The 18,670-nt window shown below is 69.8% G+C and carries 14 protein-coding genes and 1 tRNA gene; 10 read left to right on the top strand and 5 right to left on the bottom strand.

The window, feature by feature from the left end; translation table 11 throughout:
* The first annotated feature begins 195 nt into the window (after nt 1-195).
* Entirely contained in the window at nt 196-1,050 is an 855-nt protein-coding gene (locus ACH5AO_RS16395; protein WP_398925042.1) for a DUF4184 family protein, read from the top strand.
* Here the strand turns inward: ACH5AO_RS16395 and ACH5AO_RS16390 are convergent.
* Both ACH5AO_RS16390 and polA read right to left on the bottom strand, forming a co-directional pair.
* Nucleotides 974-1,393, bottom strand: coding sequence for a hypothetical protein (locus ACH5AO_RS16390; RefSeq protein ID WP_398925040.1), 420 nt, complete (start codon nt 1,391-1,393; stop codon nt 974-976). The genes ACH5AO_RS16395 and ACH5AO_RS16390 overlap by 77 nt on opposite strands.
* A 384-nt stretch (nt 1,394-1,777) precedes the next feature.
* Nucleotides 1,778-4,504, bottom strand: a complete 2,727-nt coding sequence (gene polA, locus ACH5AO_RS16385) for a DNA polymerase I (protein WP_398925038.1) — start codon at nt 4,502-4,504, stop codon at nt 1,778-1,780.
* Between the two features lie 292 nt (nt 4,505-4,796).
* On the opposite strand from polA, the gene ACH5AO_RS16380 reads away from it, so the two are divergent.
* The 7 genes from ACH5AO_RS16380 (at nt 4,797) to ACH5AO_RS16350 (ending at nt 14,471) form a co-directional block, all read left to right on the top strand.
* On the top strand, nt 4,797-7,076 hold the full coding sequence (locus ACH5AO_RS16380; RefSeq protein WP_398925036.1) for an FdhF/YdeP family oxidoreductase: 2,280 nt from the start codon (nt 4,797-4,799) through the stop codon (nt 7,074-7,076).
* Between the two features lie 53 nt (nt 7,077-7,129).
* Nucleotides 7,130-7,612 (top strand): PaaI family thioesterase, encoded by a 483-nt coding sequence (locus ACH5AO_RS16375; RefSeq protein ID WP_398925034.1) that lies wholly within the window; start codon nt 7,130-7,132, stop codon nt 7,610-7,612.
* Between the two features lie 1,074 nt (nt 7,613-8,686).
* Entirely contained in the window at nt 8,687-9,922 is a 1,236-nt protein-coding gene (locus tag ACH5AO_RS16370) for a branched-chain amino acid ABC transporter substrate-binding protein (RefSeq protein ID WP_398925032.1), read from the top strand.
* 226 nt (nt 9,923-10,148) lie between these two features.
* Nucleotides 10,149-11,078: a branched-chain amino acid ABC transporter permease gene (locus tag ACH5AO_RS16365; RefSeq protein ID WP_398925030.1), complete on the top strand. Its 930-nt coding sequence runs from the start codon at nt 10,149-10,151 to the stop codon at nt 11,076-11,078.
* Between the two features lie 5 nt (nt 11,079-11,083).
* Entirely contained in the window at nt 11,084-12,892 is a 1,809-nt protein-coding gene (locus ACH5AO_RS16360; RefSeq protein WP_398925028.1) for a branched-chain amino acid ABC transporter permease, read from the top strand.
* Nucleotides 12,893-12,897: 5 nt separating this feature from the next.
* Nucleotides 12,898-13,758 carry an ABC transporter ATP-binding protein gene (locus tag ACH5AO_RS16355; RefSeq protein ID WP_398925026.1) on the top strand — a complete coding sequence of 287 codons (861 nt, stop codon included), beginning with the start codon at nt 12,898-12,900 and terminating at the stop codon, nt 13,756-13,758.
* Nucleotides 13,755-14,471 carry an ABC transporter ATP-binding protein gene (locus tag ACH5AO_RS16350; protein WP_398925024.1) on the top strand — a complete coding sequence of 239 codons (717 nt, stop codon included), beginning with the start codon at nt 13,755-13,757 and terminating at the stop codon, nt 14,469-14,471. The genes ACH5AO_RS16355 and ACH5AO_RS16350 overlap by 4 nt, the downstream gene beginning before the upstream one ends.
* A 68-nt stretch (nt 14,472-14,539) precedes the next feature.
* Here ACH5AO_RS16350 and ACH5AO_RS16345 read toward each other — a convergent pair whose 3' ends face one another.
* The gene (locus ACH5AO_RS16345) at nt 14,540-15,196 is read right to left on the bottom strand and encodes an ANTAR domain-containing response regulator (protein WP_030858815.1); all 657 of its coding nucleotides are present in this window, start codon (nt 15,194-15,196) and stop codon (nt 14,540-14,542) included.
* Nucleotides 15,197-15,300: 104 nt separating this feature from the next.
* On the opposite strand from ACH5AO_RS16345, the gene ACH5AO_RS16340 reads away from it, so the two are divergent.
* A tRNA-Leu gene (locus ACH5AO_RS16340) sits at nt 15,301-15,374 on the top strand.
* Nucleotides 15,375-15,479: 105 nt separating this feature from the next.
* Nucleotides 15,480-16,253, top strand: a complete 774-nt coding sequence (locus tag ACH5AO_RS16335) for a transcriptional regulator (protein WP_398925022.1) — start codon at nt 15,480-15,482, stop codon at nt 16,251-16,253.
* A 21-nt stretch (nt 16,254-16,274) separates the two neighbouring features.
* Here ACH5AO_RS16335 and pyk read toward each other — a convergent pair whose 3' ends face one another.
* Both pyk and ACH5AO_RS16325 read right to left on the bottom strand, forming a co-directional pair.
* Entirely contained in the window at nt 16,275-17,711 is a 1,437-nt protein-coding gene (gene pyk / locus ACH5AO_RS16330) for a pyruvate kinase (protein ID WP_398925020.1), read from the bottom strand.
* 151 nt (nt 17,712-17,862) lie between these two features.
* Nucleotides 17,863-18,540 carry an SIMPL domain-containing protein gene (locus ACH5AO_RS16325; RefSeq protein WP_398925018.1) on the bottom strand — a complete coding sequence of 226 codons (678 nt, stop codon included), beginning with the start codon at nt 18,538-18,540 and terminating at the stop codon, nt 17,863-17,865.
* Nucleotides 18,541-18,670: the final 130 nt, after the last annotated feature.

The following is an 18,670-nucleotide window of genomic DNA, read 5'->3' as shown; positions in this document are numbered from 1 at the left end:
CCTGCGTGCATCCGGCGCGGCGACCCTCGCGACCCTATGACAACTTCCTTTGCTCGGACACCCGTTCCTGTCCGATATTCACCGGTTGGCCACGTTCCTGCGTGACGGGGGTCGCCGCGGGGACGTCCCGCATACTGGGGCCTGCCGATCATCAGGGCCCGCCGGCCCGGTCAACCACTGTCCCGAGGAGCCGAGTTGCCGTTCACGCTGAGCCACGCGGCGGCGGTGCTGCCCGCCGTGCGCACGGACGGGAGCGGACGGGGCCCCCTGGTCCCCTCCGTGCTCGTCGCGGGCAGCTTCGCTCCCGACATGACCTATTACGCGGCGAGTGTCCTGTCCGGGGCGATGGAGTTCGGGGACGTCACCCACGCGTTCTGGGGTGTGTTCACGGTCGACGTGCTCATCGCCTGGGCGCTGGTGGGACTGTGGCTGCTGGTACGCGAACCGCTGGTGGCGCTGTTGCCGCGGGCCCGGCAGGGGCGGGTGGCGGCGCTGCTGCGCTGCGGGGCTCCGCGTGCGCGGACGCGGCCGTCGCTGGTGGCGCGCTGGTACGTCTCGGCCGTGGTGGGGGCGTCGACGCACGTGGTCTGGGACGCGTTCACGCACCTCGACCGGTGGGGGACGCGGATGTTCCCCGTGCTGGGCGAGGAGGTGGCCGGGGCACCGCTCTACTGGTACCTGCAGTACGGCGGTTCGGCGGTGGCCGCGGTCGTCATCGCGCTGTTCGTGGCGCGGGCGCTGCGCCGGACGGACCCCCTGGCCGAGCCGGCGGGGGTTCCCCCGCTGTCCGCCGGGGACCGGTGGTGGGCCGTCGCGCTGCTCGGCGGGTGCGCGGTGGCGGGAGCGGTGCAGCGGGCCTCGCGGTGGTGGGCCTACTGGGGCTCGACCGCGAAGCCCTGGGAACTGATTCCGACGGTGTGCTTCGGTGCGGGCGCGGGACTGGTCCTCGCGCTGCCGCTGTACGCGGTGGCCGTCAGGGTGCGGCGTCCGGCCACGAGGGTCCCTGCGAGCGCCGGTGCGCGGCGGTCGAGCCGTACGGGCGCACGCTGAGGATGTCGCCCGCCGCGACGAACACGGTGACGGTGCGGACCGGCCGGGGGCGGGGCAGCAGGGTGAGCACGAGGGTGAGGTGGGCGCGGGCCAGTTCGGCCCACAGCCGCCAGGGCGGCTGCTCGCCCGCGAGGCGTACGGCGGTGGGGGTACGGGCCGTTCTCCGGCGGCCGTCGGCGACACGGCGGCCGAGGTCCGCCGCGGCCTTCCGCAGCGTGGTCGCGAGGGTGGCGGGGATGCGGGCGGTACTTGCGGCGGCCTCGAAGGCCAGAACCGGCGGGAACACCGTGTGTCCGCCGGGGCGCGGGGGTGCCGCTCCGCGGGGAAGCATGCGTATACCCATGCATGGCATGGTGTCCGCCCGCCCCGGCGGTGGCTTTTCCGCGGGGGCCACGCGGGTGAAGGTTCCCTCCGGGGGGGTGCGGCGGGGTGACACGGCGGGCGTGCGCGACACCCTTCGGGGTACGGACACGCCGGGCACCGCCGGGCACGTCAGGCACGTCAGGCACGTCAGGCAGCATCGTGGTGGCCCGCCGAGGTCCGGCCGGCCCGACACCACCGGACCGCGCCACCACGGCCTCCGCCACCACGGCCTCCGCCACCACGGCGGGAACGACCTGTGGTGCTCGTCGTCACGGCGGGAGCCGGGGGTACCGGGTCTCCCTCCGGTGCGGGCGGGGCCGGCGCGCCCTGCGGGACGCCCCGGCCCGGTCCTCGCTCCAGCGGGTCAGTGGGCTGCCGACTCCCAGTCGGGGCCCGCGCCCACCGAGACGCCCAGGGGAACCCGGAGCTGGACCGCCGTGGACATCTCCCGGCGGACCAGGTCCTCCACCGCGGCGCGTTCACCGGGGGCCAGTTCCAGGACGATTTCGTCGTGGACCTGGAGGAGCATGCGGGAGCGCAGGCCGGCCTCGCGCAGCGCCCGGTCCACGTTCAGCATGGCGATCTTGACGATGTCCGCCGCCGTGCCCTGGATCGGCGCGTTCAACGCCATGCGCTCCGCGGCCTCGCGGCGCTGGCGGTTGTCGCTGTTGAGGTCGGGCAGGTAGCGGCGGCGGCCGAAGAGCGTCGCCGTGTAGCCGGTCGCCCTCGCCTCGTCGACGACCCGGTGCAGATAGTCCCGTACACCGCCGAAGCGCTCGAAGTACGCGTCCATCAGGGCGCGCGCCTCCGCCGCCTCGATGTTCAACTGCTGGGAGAGACCGAAGGCCGACAGCCCGTACGCCAGCCCGTACGACATCGCCTTGATCTTGCGGCGCATCTCCGCGTCGACCGCGGACCGCTCGACCGAGAACACCTGGGCCGCCGCCGTGGTGTGCAGGTCCTCGCCCGAGGTGAACGCCTCGATCAGGCCGGCGTCCTCGGAGAGGTGCGCCATCACGCGCAGCTCGATCTGGCTGTAGTCGGCGGTCAGGAGTGCCTCGAAGCCCTCGCCGACCACGAACCCGCGGCGGATCGCGCGGCCCTCGTCCGTGCGGACCGGGATGTTCTGGAGGTTGGGGTCCGTCGAGGAGAGCCGGCCCGTCGCGGCGACGGTCTGGTTGAACGTGGTGTGGATCCGGCCGTCCGCGGCGATCGTCTTGATCAGGCCCTCGACGGTGACGCGCAGCTTCGCCTGCTCACGGTGACGGAGCATGATCACCGGCAGTTCGTTCTCGGTCTGCGTGGCGAGCCAGGCCAGGGCGTCGGCGTCCGTGGTGTAGCCGGTCTTCGTCCGCTTCGTCTTCGGCAGGGCCAGCTCGCCGAAGAGGACCTCCTGGAGCTGCTTGGGCGAGCCCAGGTTGAACTCGTGCCCCGCCGCCGCGTGCGCCTCCTTCACCGCCTGCTGCACGGCGCCCGCGAACATCTGCTCCATCGCCTGGAGGTGCTCCCGGTCGGCCGCGATGCCGTGCCGCTCCATGCGGGCGAGCAGCGCGGACGTGGGCAGCTCCATGTCGCGGAGCAGGTCCGCCGCACCCACTTCCGCCAGGCGGCTCTCGAAGGCCTCGCCCAGGTCGAGGATGGCGCGGGCCTGCACCATCAGCGCCTCGGCCTCCGCTCCGTCGTCCGCGCCGAAGGCGAGCTGGCCGTCGGGCGCGGCGGCGGGCGCCAGCTCGCGGTGCAGGTACTCCAGGGACAGCGCGTCCAGGTCGAAGGAGCGGCGGCCCGGCTTCACCAGGTACGCGGCGAGCGCGGTGTCCATGGTGACGCCCTCGATGGTCCAGCCGTGCTCGGCGAAGACCCGCATCGCGCCCTTGGCGTTGTGGAACACCTTGGGCCGGTCGGCGTCGGTGAGCCAGGCCGCGAGCGCCCGCTCGTCGGCCTCGTCCAGCTCGGACGGGTCGAACCAGGCGGCCGGTCCGGCGGCCGTGGCCAGCGCGACCTCGGCGACCGAGCCGGTGCCGAGGGCCCAGGTGTCGACCGTGGCGACGCCGAGCGGGCCGGTGCCGTGCTCGGTGAGCCAGCCGGTCAGCTCGCCGGTGCCCAGCACCGCGCCGTCCAGCTCCACGCCCTCCGCGACGACCGGGGTGGCCTCGGCCTCCTCCGCGCCCGGGTCGACGGCGAACAGCCGCTCCCGCAGCGACGGATTCCTGATCTCCAGGGTGTCCAGGATCATCGCCACGGCCTTGCGGTCGTAGGCGGTCCGCGCCAGGTCGAGGACGCCCTTGGGCAGCTCGACGGCGCGCTCCAGCTCGGTGAGGCGGCGGTTGAGCTTGACCGCCTCCAGGTGGTCGCGCAGGTTCTGCCCGGCCTTGCCCTTGACCTCGTCGACGCGCTCGACCAGCTCGGCGAAGGAACCGAACTGGTTGATCCACTTCGCGGCCGTCTTCTCGCCTACGCCGGGGATGCCGGGCAGGTTGTCCGACGGGTCGCCGCGCAGCGCCGCGAAGTCGGGGTACTGGGCGGGGGTCAGGCCGTACTTCTCGACGACCTTCTCCGGGGTGAACCGGGTCAGCTCGGAGACGCCCTTCGTCGGGTACAGCACCGTGGTGTGCTCGGAGACGAGCTGGAAGGAGTCACGGTCGCCGGTGACGATCAGCACCTCGAAGCCCTCGGCCTCGGCCTGGGTGGCGAGGGTGGCGATGATGTCGTCCGCCTCGAAGCCCTCGACGGCGAAGCGGTCGGCGTGCATCGCGTCGAGGAGCTCGCCGATGAGCTCGACCTGGCCCTTGAACTCGTCCGGGGTCTTGGAGCGGTTCGCCTTGTACTCGGCGAACTCCTCCGAGCGCCACGTCTTGCGGGAGACGTCGAAGGCGACGGCGAAGTGGGTGGGGGCCTCGTCACGGAGCGTGTTGGCCAGCATCGACGCGAAGCCGTAGATCGCGTTGGTCGGCTGGCCCGTCGCGGTGGTGAAGTTCTCCGCGGGCAGCGCGAAGTACGCGCGGTACGCGAGGGAGTGCCCGTCCATGAGCATCAGGCGGGGACGGGGGCCGGTGGGGGGCTGGTCGGTCTTCTTCGATGCTGTGTCTGCCACGTGTCCGATCCTGCCACGTGGCACTGACAGTGGGGGGCGAGCGTGTGTCGTGGGGTTGATTCGCCCCCTCCGCCCCTTCCCGTCCCGTCCCCGGGGGCTGTGCCCCCGGATCCCCTTTCGGCCCTGAACGGGCCTCGTCCTCAAGCGCCGGACGGGCTGGAAGCGCGGACCTCGTGCTCGAACGCCGGGCGGGCTGGGGGTGACCGCCTCGTCCTCGAGCGCTGGACGGGCCGGAAGGGCGTGGCAGGATCGGGGGTCCACCTCATACGTGTATGTGGAACAGGAGTGCGCGATGGCAGCGAAGCCGCCCAAGAGTGATCCGGTTCAGGACGCGCCGCAGGTCGCCGGGCCACAGCACGCGGCAGCTGGGCTGCCGGCGATCGGGCACACCCTGCGGATGGCCCAGCGGCAGATGGGCGTGAAGCGGACCGCGCTGACGCTGCTCGGTGTGAACCAGAAGAACGGCTTCGACTGCCCGGGGTGCGCCTGGCCGGAGCCGGAACACCGGCACCGCGCGGAGTTCTGCGAGAACGGGGCGAAGGCCGTGGCCGAGGAGGCCACCCTGCGCCGGGTCACCCCGGAGTTCTTCGCCGCCCACCCCGTCGCCGACCTGTCCGGCCGCAGCGGCTACTGGCTGGGCCAGCAGGGCCGTCTGACGCACCCGATGTACCTGCCCGAGGGCGGCGAGCACTACGAGCCGGTCACCTGGGAACGCGCCTTCGACATCGTCGCCGAGGAGATCGCCGCCCTCTCCTCCCCGGACGAGGCCGTCTTCTACACCTCCGGACGCACCAGCAACGAGGCCGCCTTCCTCTACCAGCTCTTCGCCCGCCGGCTCGGCACCAACAACCTGCCCGACTGCTCCAACATGTGCCACGAGTCGTCCGGCTCGGCCCTGTCGGAGACGATCGGCGTCGGCAAGGGCAGCGTCCTGCTGGAGGACCTGTACAAGGCCGACCTGATCATCGTCGCCGGCCAGAACCCCGGCACCAACCACCCGCGCATGCTGTCCGCCCTGGAGAAGGCCAAGGAGAACGGCGCGCGGATCATCAGTGTCAACCCGCTCCCGGAGGCGGGCCTGGAGCGCTTCAAGAACCCGCAGACCCCCAAGGGGCTCACCACCGGCACCGCCCTGACCGACCTGTTCCTGCAGATCCGCATCGGTGGCGACCAGGCCCTGTTCCGCCTCCTCAACAAGCTGATCCTGGACACGCCCGGCGCGGTCGACGAGGAGTTCGTGCGCGAACACACGCACGGCTACGAGGAGTTCGCCGAGGCCGCGCGCGCCGCCGACTGGGACGAGACCCTCACCGCGACCGGCCTCACGCGCGAGGACATCGAGCGGTGCCTGCGGATGGTGCTCGAGTCGAAGCGCACCATCGTGTGCTGGGCGATGGGGCTGACCCAGCACAAGCACTCCGTGCCCATGATCCGCGAGGTCGTCAACTTCCTCCTGCTGCGCGGCAACATCGGCCGCCCGGGGGCGGGCGTGTGCCCGGTGCGCGGCCACTCCAACGTGCAGGGCGACCGCACCATGGGCATCTTCGAGCGGCCCGCACCGGCGTTCCTGGACGCCCTGGAGAAGGAGTTCGGCTTCGCACCGCCGCGCGAGCACGGCTTCGACGTCGTACGGGCCATCCGCGCCCTGCGCGACGGCCGCGCGAAAGTCTTCTTCGCCATGGGCGGCAACTTCGTCTCCGCCTCCCCCGACACGGAGGTCACCGAGGCGGCGATGCGCCGGGCCCGGCTGACGGTGCACGTGTCGACGAAGCTGAACCGCTCGCACACCGTCACGGGCGCGCGCGCCCTGATCCTGCCGACGCTCGGCCGCACCGAGCGCGATCTGCAGGGCGGCGGCGAACAGTTCGTGACGGTCGAGGACTCCATGGGCATGGTGCACGCCTCGCGCGGACGCCTGGAACCGGCAAGCACGCACCTGCTGTCCGAGCCGGCCATCGTGTGCCGGCTGGCCCGCCGCGTCCTCGGCGAGGACGACACGGTGCCGTGGGAGGAGTTCGAGAAGGACTACGCGACGATCCGCGACCGCATCGCGCGGGTGATCCCCGGCTTCGAGGACTTCAACGCGCGCGTGGCGCGTCCCGGGGGCTTCGCGCTCCCCCACGCCCCGCGCGACGAGCGCCGCTTCCCCACCGCCACCGGCAAGGCCAACTTCACCGCCGCGCCGGTGGAGTACCCCGAGCTGCCGAAGGGCCGGCTGCTGCTGCAGACGCTGCGCTCGCACGACCAGTACAACACCACGATCTACGGCCTGGACGACCGCTACCGGGGCATCCGCAACGGCCGCCGCGTGGTGCTGGTCAACCCCGAGGACGCGCGGGAGCTGCGGCTCGCGGACGGCTGTCACGTCGACCTGGTCGGCGAGTGGAGGGACGGGGTGGAGCGCAGGGCGCCCGGGTTCCGCGTCGTGCACTATCCGACGGCGCGGGGCTGCGCGGCGGCGTACTACCCGGAGACGAACGTCCTGGTGCCGCTGGACGCCACCGCGGACACCAGCAACACTCCGGCCAGCAAGTCCGTCGTGGTGCGTCTGGAACAATCGGCGACCGACTGAGCGTTCGCTCAGCAGACAGCCGTACCGACGCAGCACGAATGGAGCCGGGCCCCATGGGAGAGCAGCAGCAGGTGAAGTTCCCGCAAGAGGTCATAGACGAGTACGCCGCGCTCGGCGTGGACCTGCCGGCGCTGTTCTCGGCGGGCCACCTGGGCACGCGGATGGGCGTGCAGATCGTGGAGGCGTCGGCGGAGCGGGTCGTCGGGACGATGCCGGTGGAGGGCAACACCCAGCCGTACGGGCTGCTGCACGGCGGCGCCTCGGCCGTGCTGGCCGAGACGCTGGGGTCGGTGGGGTCGATGCTGCACGGCGGCAGCTCCAAGATCGCCGTGGGCGTCGACCTCAACTGCACGCACCACCGCGGCGTCCGCTCCGGCCTGGTCACCGGGGTCGCCACACCGGTGCACCGGGGGCGGTCCACCGCGACGTACGAGATCGTCATCACCGACGAGGCGGACAAGCGGGTGTGCACCGCGCGCCTGACCTGCATGCTGCGGGACGTCCGGCCCGGCGACAAGGAGCAGGCGGCGGGCTGACGGCCGCCGGGGTGCGGGACGGTGTCCGCCCCGCACCCCGCCGCCGCACGGCCGGGAGCCACGCGGACGCGCCCGCCGGCAACGCCCGCGACGGGCCTCGCGGCGACCGGCCGCGCACATCCGGTTCCGGCCACGCGTCCGAGGGGCGGGCGGACACCGCGTCCGGCAGGTGGACCGGCGCCGCGCCGCCGTCGCCCCGCGCCGCCCCGGCGGGGACCCGTGCGCACGGCCCGTCGGGGACCGGCCCGTAGGGCCCTCGACGACGGCCGCCGCTCCAGGGGGTTGCCCGACGGACAGTACGACCCTCAGCGCGCGGTCCCGGACGCCACGCCCCCTCGGGAAGGGCCGGACCGCCCGAGGAGAACGGGATGTGACGGCTCGTGAGGTGTGCGAGGAGTGCGTCGGCCGGCACCGCGACGGTGGTCGGCCGACGGACCTCGGCAATGAGCCCGAACCCCCTCGGCGGTTGAGGAAAAACCGCAGGCCAAAGCCTATGCGGCGATAATCCGGAACATTGGATTCAGCATCCGGCGCGGCAGGGGGTCCAAGATTTCAGTGCCCATTACACGGAATTCTCCCTCCGCCCCCATACCTCACACGGAGCCTCCCGTCACCCCATCGGCGACGGAATGAGAGAAAGCGCCGGAAACGCCGGACCCCCTTTCCCGGACGTAACTCTGTGTAATACGCGCGCAATAAAACCACCCGCCCCACCCCGTCGGCCACAGGGCGCGCACCCCCTCCGCCCGGGCCCCGCCGGCCGCCCCCGACGGCAATTCCAAGTCATCACCAAAACCCTCGACACACCTGAACACACCGCGCCGGGTCCTGCGGTTTCTCACCATCCGGACAGGGCAAAACGGCGAGAATTCCGCCGTTCCCCCCAGGCAGTACCGCTCTGCAATACGTCGTGTCATAACAAGAGAGTCACAGCCTTGGCCAGACCCTCCTCCACGTTCCCTCCACCCGCTTAGAGTCACCGCCAGTCACCGCGCCACCCGATTGTCACGTCGGCCCAGCGCTCGACTCGGCCATTCCCATCGGGGAACGGCCGTCAGGGGAAAGGACTGGATCGTGCGTCAACGTTCGCTCATCGCCCTCACCGCAGCACTCGCGGCAGGATCACTCACCCTCACCGCATGCGGGTCGCGCGGCGACGACGGCAACAACAGCAGTGGCGGCGGCGACAAGACCACTGTCGTGATCGGCATCGACGCCCCGCTCACCGGCGACCTCTCGGCCCTCGGCCTCGGCATGCGCAACTCCGCCGAACTCGCCGTGAAGACCGCCAACAAGGAGGAGTACGTCAAGGGAATCGAGTTCGAACTCGAACCCCTCGACGACCAGGCACAGCCCTCCGTCGGCCAGCAGAACGCCCAGAAGTTCATCAGCAACAAGGACGTCCTCGGCGTCGTCGGCCCACTGAACTCCAGCGTCTCCCAGCAGATGCAGAAGCCGTTCAACGACGCCGGCCTCGTCCAGGTCTCCCCGGCCAACACCGGCACCGAACTGACCCAGGGCGACGGCTGGAAGACCGGCAACTCCGTCCGCCAGTTCAAGACCTTCTTCCGCACCGCCACCACGGACGAGATCCAGGGCGCCTTCGCCGCCGAGTACCTCTACAACAAGGCCGGCAAGAAGAAGGTCTACCTGATCGACGACCAGAAGACCTACGGCGCGGGCCTGGCCGCCTCCTTCAAGACGAACTTCACCAAACTCGGCGGCAAGATCGTCGGCAACGACCACATCAACCCCGACGACCGCGACTTCAACGCCGTCGTCGCCAAGATCAAGAAGACCGGCGCCGAAGCCCTCTACTACGGCGGCGAATACCCCGCCGCCGCCCCCCTGAGCCAGCAGCTCAAGGACAGCGGCCAGAACATCCCGCTCATGGGCGGCGACGGCATCTACTCCGGCGAGTTCCCCAAGCTCAACAAGAAGGCCGAAGGCGACCTCGCCACCTCCGTCGGCAAGCCCGTCGAGCAGCTCCCCTCCGCCAAGGAATTCATCGCCAACTACGAGGCCGAAGGCTTCGAAGACGCCTACGAGGCCTACGGCGGCCTCACCTACGACGCCGCCTGGTCCATCATCGAAGCCGTCAAGCTGGCCGTCGACGGCAACGACGGCGAAGTCCCCACCGACGCCCGCAAGGCCGTCCTGGACGCCATGAGCAAGGTCAAGTTCGACGGCGTCACCGGCACCGTCTCCTTCGACGAATTCGGCGACACCACCAACACGCTGATGACCGCCTACAAGGTCAAGAGCAACGCGTGGGCCCCCGAGTACAGCGCCTCCCCCAAGGTCGACTGAACAAGGAAACCGCACCGGAGGACATCTCCCCTCCCACATTGACCCCAGGCCGGGGGGGGGGGGGGCCCCCCCCCCCCCCCCCCGCCGCGCCCCCCCCCCCCCCCCCCCCCCCCCCCCCGCCGGCCCCCCCCCCCCCCCCCCCCCCCCCCCCCCCCCCCCCGCGGGCCCCCCCCCCCCCCCCCCCCCCCCCGGCGCCGTATCCGAACCACTCCACGGAGGCCCTGCGGTGAACGAACTGCCGCAACAGCTGGCCAATGGACTCATCCTCGGCGCGATGTACGGACTCATCGCGATCGGCTACACGATGGTCTACGGCATCGTCCAGCTCATCAACTTCGCCCACGGCGAGATCTTCATGGTCGGGGGCTTCGGGGCCCTCACCGTGTTCCTCATACTCCCCGACGGCTTCGCCCTCGGCGCCGCCATCCCCCTCATGATCCTCGGCGGCGTCATCGTCTCCGTCGCCTTCGCCACCGCCGCCGAACGCTTCGCCTACCGGCCCCTGCGCACCGCACCACGACTCGCACCACTGATCACCGCCATCGGCCTGTCCATCGTCCTCCAGCAGATCGTGTGGATGTGGTACCCCGAGGCCAAGAAGGACCGCTCCTTCCCCCAGTTCGACGGCGAACCCATCGACATCCTCGGCGCCACCATCCAACGCGGCGACCTCTTCGTCATCGTCGCCGCACCCCTCTGCATGATCGCCCTCGGCCTCTTCGTGTCGAAGACCCGCTCCGGCCGCGGCATGCAGGCCACCGCCCAGGACCCCGACACCGCCAAACTGATGGGCGTCAACACCGACCGCATCATCGTCATGGCCTTCGCCATCGGCGCCGCCTTCGCCGCCATCGCCGCCGTCGCCTACGGCCTCAAGAACGGCCAAGTCGGCTTCCGCATGGGCTTCCTGATGGGCCTCAAGGCCTTCACCGCCGCCGTCCTCGGCGGCATCGGCAACATCTACGGCGCCATGCTCGGCGGCATCGTCCTCGGCGTCGCCGAAGCCCTCGCCACCGGCTACATCGCCAACGTCCCCGGCATGGACCTCTTCGGCGGCGGCGCCTGGAAGGACGTATGGGCCTTCGCCCTGCTCATCCTCGTCCTGCTCTTCCGACCACAAGGCCTGCTCGGCGAACGCGTCGCGGATCGGGCGTGATACCCATGACCACGAAAACTCCCACCACCGACACCACCACCCCGGCCGGCCCCATCATCCCGCTGCCGCCCACCACGGCCCGCGCGATCACCGCCACCGGCTCCGCCATCGCCCTCGCCGGCACCTTCCTCGCCTGGACCTGGACCGACGAATTCCCCGGCGACCTCACCGTCACCGGCTACCCCGGCGGCCTCCAGGTCCTCACCCTCGTCGGCGCCCTCCTCACCCTGCTGTTCACCCTCTCCGGCTACAGCATCCGCGGACTGGGCTGGCTCACCCCCGGCGGCACCAACAGCCCCGTCCGACTCAGCGCCCTCGGCGTCCTCGGCACCACCGGCTACACCATGGGCGCCGTCAGCCAGGAACTCGGCGGCCTCGTCAACCTCGAACCCGGCGCCTGGGTCTCCGGCACCGGCGCCCTCATCGCCGTCATCGGCGCCCTCGGCCTCCCCGCCGACCAGCCCTACGACGCCGACGAACCCCACCCGGGCCTGTGGGGCCGCATCCGCCACTCCCTCACCGCCCCCGAACCCACACGCGCCAAGGACCTCCCCTCCTGGGCCGAGATCCTCATCATCGCCGCCGGCTTCGGCACCGGCCTCTACGTCTTCGCGTACGGCATCGGCACCGAGTACTCCGAACTGTTCATCGGCTTCCTGATCGTCGCCGCGTTCGGCTTCACCGCGGTCACCCGCACGGGACTCCTCAAGCGGCTCTCGACACTCACCGCCAAACACCGCAACGTCACCCTCGCCGCCGCGTTCGTCGCCGCGATCTGCTTCCCCTTCACCCAGAGCAACGACCAGTTCGCCCTCATCGGCGCGAACATCCTCATCTTCGCCACCGTCGCCCTGGGCCTCAACGTCGTCGTCGGCCTCGCCGGCCTCCTCGACCTCGGATACGTCGCCTTCCTCGGCGTCGGCGCCTACGCCGCCGCCCTGGTCTCCGGCTCCCCCCAGTCGAGCATCGGCGTCCACTTCCCCTTCTGGGCAGCAGTCCTCACCGGCGCCCTCGCCTCACTCATCTTCGGCGTGGTCATCGGCGCACCCACCCTGCGACTGCGCGGCGACTACCTCGCCATCGTGACACTCGGCTTCGGCGAGATCTTCCGCATCACCATGAACAACCTCAACGGCAACAGCGGACCCGACGTCACCAACGGCTCCAACGGCATCCCGAACATCCCCGACCTGGAGATCTTCGGCTTCAACCTGGGCCTCCCCCACGACGTCCTCGGCCACGAGCTCACCCGCTCCGGCAACTACTACCTGCTGATGCTGCTCTTCACCGCCATCGTCGTCATGGTCTTCCGCCGCTCCGCGGAATCCCGCATCGGCCGCGCCTGGGTCGCCATCCGCGAGGACGAGACCGCCGCCACCGCCATGGGCATCAACGGCTTCCGCCTCAAACTCCTCGCCTTCGCCCTCGGCGCCTGCCTCGCCGGCCTCGCCGGCACCGTACAGGCCCACGTCTCCTACAGCGTCACCCCCGAGCAGTACCAGTTCGCCGGCTCCGTACCCCCGAACTCGGCCTTCCTGCTCGCCGCCGTCATCCTCGGCGGCATGGGCACCATCAGCGGCCCCCTCATCGGCGCCGCACTCCTCTACCTGATCCCCGCCAAACTCCAGTTCATGGCGGAGTACCAGCTGCTCCTCTTCGGCGTCGCGCTCATGCTCCTCATGCGCTTCCGCCCCGAAGGACTCGTCGCCGACCGCAGGAAGCAGCTCGAATTCCACGACACCGGACAGCTCGACGTACCCGACGACAAGCCGCTCCCCGACGGCGCGACCGGCGTCGCGAAGGCAGGGGCGTGACCACCATGACCACCACCACACCCACCACCACGACCGTCCTCGACGCCACCGACGTCACCATGCGCTTCGGCGGCCTCACCGCCGTACGCTCCGTCGACCTCACCGTCAACACCGGCGAGATCGTCGGCCTCATCGGACCCAACGGCGCCGGCAAGACCACCTTCTTCAACTGCCTCACCGGCCTGTACGTCCCCACCGAAGGCAAGGTCTCCTACAAGGGCACCGTCCTGCCGCCCAAGCCGCACCTGGTCACCCAGGCCGGCATCGCACGCACCTTCCAGAACATCCGGCTCTTCGCCAACATGACCGTCCTGGAAAACGTGCTCGTCGGCCGGCACACCCGCACCAGGGAAGGCCTCTGGTCCGCCCTCCTGCGACTGCCCAGCTTCAAGAAGGCCGAAGAAGCCTCCCGCGAACGAGCCATGGAACTCCTCGAGTTCACCGGCCTCGCCGCCAAAGCCGACCACCTCGCCCGCAACCTGCCCTACGGCGAACAGCGCAAGCTCGAGATCGCCCGCGCCCTCGCCAGCGAACCCGGCCTGCTCCTCCTCGACGAACCCACCGCGGGCATGAACCCGCAGGAGACCCGCGCCGCCGAAGAACTCATCTTCGCCATCCGCGACAAGGGCATCGCCATCCTCGTCATCGAGCACGACATCCGGTTCATCATGAACCTCTGCGACCGGGTCGCCGTCCTCGTCCAAGGCGAAAAAATCGTCGAAGGACCCGCCGAAGTCGTCCAGGCCGACGAACGCGTCATCGCCGCCTACCTCGGCACCCCCTTCGAAGGCGCCCCCGGCCAGGAGGAAGCCGCCGAGGTCGAAGCCGCCGAGGCGCACAGCACCACAGAAGGGGACGACAAGTGACCGCACTGCTGGAGGTCGAGGACCTCAGGGTCGCCTACGGCAAGATCGAGGCCGTCAAAGGCATCTCCTTCAAGGTCGACGCGGGCGAAGTCGTCACCCTCATCGGCACCAACGGCGCCGGCAAGACCACCACCCTCCGCACCCTCTCCGGACTGCTCCAGCCGGTCTCCGGCCAGATCAAGTTCGACGGCCAGTCGCTGAAGAAGATCCCGGCACACAAGATCGTGTCCCTCGGGCTCGCCCACTCCCCCGAAGGCCGCCACATCTTCCCCCGCATGACCATCGAGGACAACCTCCGCCTCGGCGCCTACCTCCGCAACGACAAGGAAGGCATCGAGAAGGACATCAAACGCGCCTACGACCTCTTCCCCATCCTCGGAGAACGCAGCAAGCAGGCCGCGGGCACCCTCTCCGGCGGCGAACAGCAGATGCTCGCCATGGGCAGGGCACTCATGTCCCAGCCCAAACTGCTCATGCTCGACGAACCCTCCATGGGCCTCTCACCGATCATGATGCAGAAGATCATGGCGACCATCGCCGAACTCAAGTCCCAGGGCACCACCATCCTGCTCATCGAGCAGAACGCCCAAGCCGCACTCTCCCTCGCGGACCACGCCCACGTCATGGAAGTCGGCAAGATCGTCCTCTCCGGCACCGGACAGGACCTCCTCCACGACGAATCCGTCCGCAAGGCCTACCTCGGCGAGGACTGAACCACACGACGAGGCCCGCGCCCCCCCGCTCAGCGGGGGGGCGCGGGCCTCCAGTCACATACGGGCACTCAGCCCTTCGACGCCTTCTTCTCCTCCGCGTCGTCGATGACCGCCTGCGCCACCTGCTGCATCGACATCCGCCGGTCCATCGACGTCTTCTGGATCCACCGGAACGCCGCCGGCTCCGTCAGCCCGTACTGCGTCTGCAGCACCGACTTCGCCCGGTCCACCAGCTTCCGCGTCTCCAGCCGCAGACTCAGGTCCGCGACCTCACGCTCCAGCTCCTTCAGCTCCGTGAACCGCGACACCGCCATCTCGATCGCCGGCACCACGTCGCTCTTGCTGAACGGCTTCACCAGGTACGCCATCGCACCCGCGTCCCGCGCCCGCTCCACCAGGTCACGCTGCGAGAACGCGGTCAGCATCAGCACCGGGGCGATGCTCTCCTCGGCGATCTTCTCCGCCGCCGAGATGCCGTCCAGCTTCGGCATCTTCACATCGAGGATCACCAGATCGGGCCGGTGCTCACGCGCCAGCTCCACGGCCTGCTCACCGTCACCGGCCTCACCGACGACGGAGTAGCCCTCCTCCTCCAGCATCTCTTTGAGGTCGAGCCGGATCAGGGCCTCGTCCTCGGCGATCACGACACGGGTCGTCATCGGAGGCACGTGCGACTTGTCGTCGTCGGGCACGTCTGCGGGCTGGGGCGACTCGGGGGCGCTCACGTGGGCTCCTTGGTGCGGGGCAGGCCGGTACTGCTGACAAGAGCGTACCTAGCTGCGGTAAGGTGGACAGGCAGCGGGTCGGGGTAGATCTTCGATTCGCAGGAGCTCCGGTAGTCCAATCGGTAGAGACGATACCCTCAAAAGGTATTCAGTGTGGGTTCGAATCCCACCCGGGGCACTTTTCCTTCGATTGCAAGGTCGACACGAAAAGCGGATGTCCACGTTCTCGTGAACATCCGCTTTTTGCTGAGCGCAATCCCGCCCGGCGCCCCAGAGTGGCCGCATGTACGACATGGGCACGCGTAAGCGAGCACTGACGCTGGTAGCACAGGGCCGCAGTCTGAACTCCGTCAGCAAGGAGACCGGCGTATCCAGATACGCCATCCGCTCCTGGCAGACCCGCATCGAGCCACTCAAGCCCGCGGGCATGTCCTGTCCTCGCTGCCAGGACGTCCCCAGCTCACCGGAGGACCCTGCCGCCTACGCCTATCTCCTCGGCCTCTACCTCGGCGACGGCTGCATCAGTACCCATCGCAGAGGCGTGTACGTCATGCGCATCACCCTGGACAACGCCTGGCCCGGCATCATCGACGAGTGCGAGGCGGCACTGCGTGCCGCTCGTCCGGACAACAGCGTCTGTCGCGCGCGGAGGCAGGGGTGCGCGACAGTCACCAGCAGCAGCAAGCACTGGCCTTGTCTCTTCCCCCAGCACGGCCCCGGCATGAAGCACACCCGCAAGATCGCCCTCGAGCCCTGGCAGCAGGTCATCGTCGACGAGCACCCCTGGGGGTTCATCCGCGGGCTGATCCACTCGGACGGCTGCCGGATCACCAACTGGACGACCCGCATGGTCGCCGGGGAGCGCAAGCGCTACGAATACCCCCGGTACTTCTTCACCAACACCTCGGCCGACATCATCCGCCTCTTCACGGACGCCCTCGATCGTGTCGGCGTCGAGTGGACGACGCTGGCCCGCGGCAGCGACCCCTTCAACATCTCCATCGCCCGCAAGGCCTCCGTAGCCCTCATGGATCTCCACGTGGGCCCCAAGTACTGACCGCCCCGGGGCCCGGCCCTGCTACTTGGGGCTGTCGTCCTCGCCGATGTGGTGAACGCGGACCATGTTCGTCGAGCCGGAGACGCCCGGCGGGGAGCCGGCCGTGATGACGACCGTGTCGCCCTTCGCGCAGCGGGCGTATTTCAGGAGCAGTTCGTCGACCTGGGCGACCATGGCGTCCGTGGTGTCGACGTGGGGGCCGAGGAAGGTTTCGACGCCCCAGGTGAGGCTGAGCTGGGAGCGGGTGGCGGGGTCGGGGGTGAAGGCGAGGAGGGGGATGGGGCTGCGGTAGCGGGAGAGGCGGCGGGCGGTGTCGCCTGACTGGGTGAAGGCGACGAGGAACTTGGCGCCGAGGAAGTCGCCCATTTCCGCGGCCGCGCGGGCGACGGCGCCGCCCTGGGTGCGGGGTTTGTTGCGTTCGGTGAGGGGTGGGAGGCCCTTGGCGAGGATGTCCTCTTCGGCGGCTTCGACGATGCGGGCCATGGTGCGTGCGGTCTCGATGGCGTGTTTGCCGACGCTGGTTTCGCCGGAGAGCATGACGGCGTCGGTGCCGTCGATGACGGCGTTGGCGACGTCGGAGGCTTCCGCGCGGGTGGGGCGGGCGTTGTCGATCATGGAGTCGAGCATCTGGGTGGCGACGATGACCGGTTTGGCGTTGCGCTTGGCGAGTTTGATGGCGCGCTTCTGGACGATGGGTACCTGTTCGAGGGGCATTTCGACGCCGAGGTCGCCGCGGGCGACCATGATGCCGTCGAAGGCGGCGACGATGTCGTCGATGTTCTCGACGGCCTGGGGTTTTTCGATCTTGGCGATGACGGGGAGGCGGCGGCCTTCCTCGTCCATGATGCGGTGGACGTCCTTGATGTCGCGTCCGCTGCGGACGAAGGAGAGGGCGATGACGTCGAAGCCGGTGCGCAGTGCCCAGCGGAGGTCGTCTTCGTCCTTTTTGGAGAGGGCGGGGACGGAGAGGGCGACGCCGGGGAGGTTGAGGCCTTTGTGGTCGGAGACCATGCCGCCTTCGAGGACGGTGGTGTGGACGCGGGGGCCGTCGACGGCGGTGACTTCGAGGGTGACTTTGCCGTCGTCGACGAGGATGCGTTCGCCGGTGGTGACGTCGGTGGCGAGGCCGGCGTAGGTGGTGCCGCAGGTGTCGCGGTCGCCTTCGGTGCCTTCTTCGACGGTGATGGTGAAGGTGTCTCCGCGTTCGAGGAGTACGGGGCCTTCGGTGAAGCGGCCGAGGCGGATTTTCGGGCCTTGGAGGTCGGCGAGGAGGCCGACGCTGCGGCCGGTCTCGTCGGCTGCTTTGCGGACTCGTCGGTAGCGCTCCTCGTGTTCGGCGTGTTCGCCGTGGCTGAGGTTGAGGCGGGCGACGTCCATTCCGGCGTCGACCAGGGCTTTGATCTGGTCGTAGCTGTCGGTGGCGGGGCCCAGGGTGCAGACGATTTTCGCTCGGCGCATGTTTTGAGCCTAGGGCTTACCGGCCGGTAGCGACTTGGTGGCGTGTGACGACTCAACGGCCAGTGGATGAAGGGTTGTTGACAAGAAGTGTTGGTTTGTGCGCCGGGTCGCTCTGATGAGCGTGTGCGCTCTTTGTTCTCGGATGCCGGTTCTACAGGCGGGGTGGGTGGAGGGTGAAGCGGGCGTTGACTTCGGCGTGGATGTGCTGTCGCTGGGGTTCGAGGTCGAGGGGTGGGGGCGGGGTGTTGTCGGTGGTCGTGGTGAATGCCATGGAGCGGGCTCGGGGGAAGGGTTCGGGTCCTGCCGAGGTGTCGGTGAGTTCGATGAGGGCGGCGAGGGTGGTGCCGAGTGCTTCGGCGTATTCGTGGGCGCGGCGGACGGCGTCGTGTACCGCGAGTCGTCGTGCTTCGCGGTGGGTGGGGGATTCCGGGCGGAGGGTCCACCAGGGGCCGTCGATGCGGGTGAGGTCGAGGTCGGCCAGGCAGGTGATGAGTGCGCCGAGGGTGGTGAAGTCGTTCAGGTCGGCGGTGAGGTGGGCGGTGCCGTGGTGGGTGCGGATGCGTTCGCCGCGGCCGTGGGGGCTGAGTTCGGGGGTGATGGTGAGGGTGCCGGTTTCGAGGTGTTCGACGGTGTCGCCGTAGGACTTGAGCAGGTCGAGGGCTTCCGTGTTGCGGCGGGTGAGGTCGTCGAGGGTGGTGCGTCGGTCGCGGCCGCGTGCGGTGAGTGTGATGGTGATGCGGGCGAGGTCGGGGGTGGTTTCGAGGTGGGCTTCGCCGCGGACGGTGAGGTGGGGTGCGTCGGGCGTGCCGTGGGGGTGGGGGGTGGTCATGTGTCTCACTGTGTCATCGGTCGTACGGGTGGGGGGAGGGTGTGGGACACCGGATCGCAACCTGGGGGGTCTGTTGTGCGTGGGCGTGTTCAGGTCAGAATCATCGGGCGAATCTACGCGCGTTGTTCCG

The organism is Streptomyces sp. NPDC018964 (genome assembly GCF_044390325.1).
Taxonomy (GTDB): Bacteria; Actinomycetota; Actinomycetes; order Streptomycetales; family Streptomycetaceae; genus Streptomyces.
The sequence above is the reverse complement of the archived record's forward strand: the minus strand, read 5'-3'. Positions and strand labels throughout refer to the sequence as shown.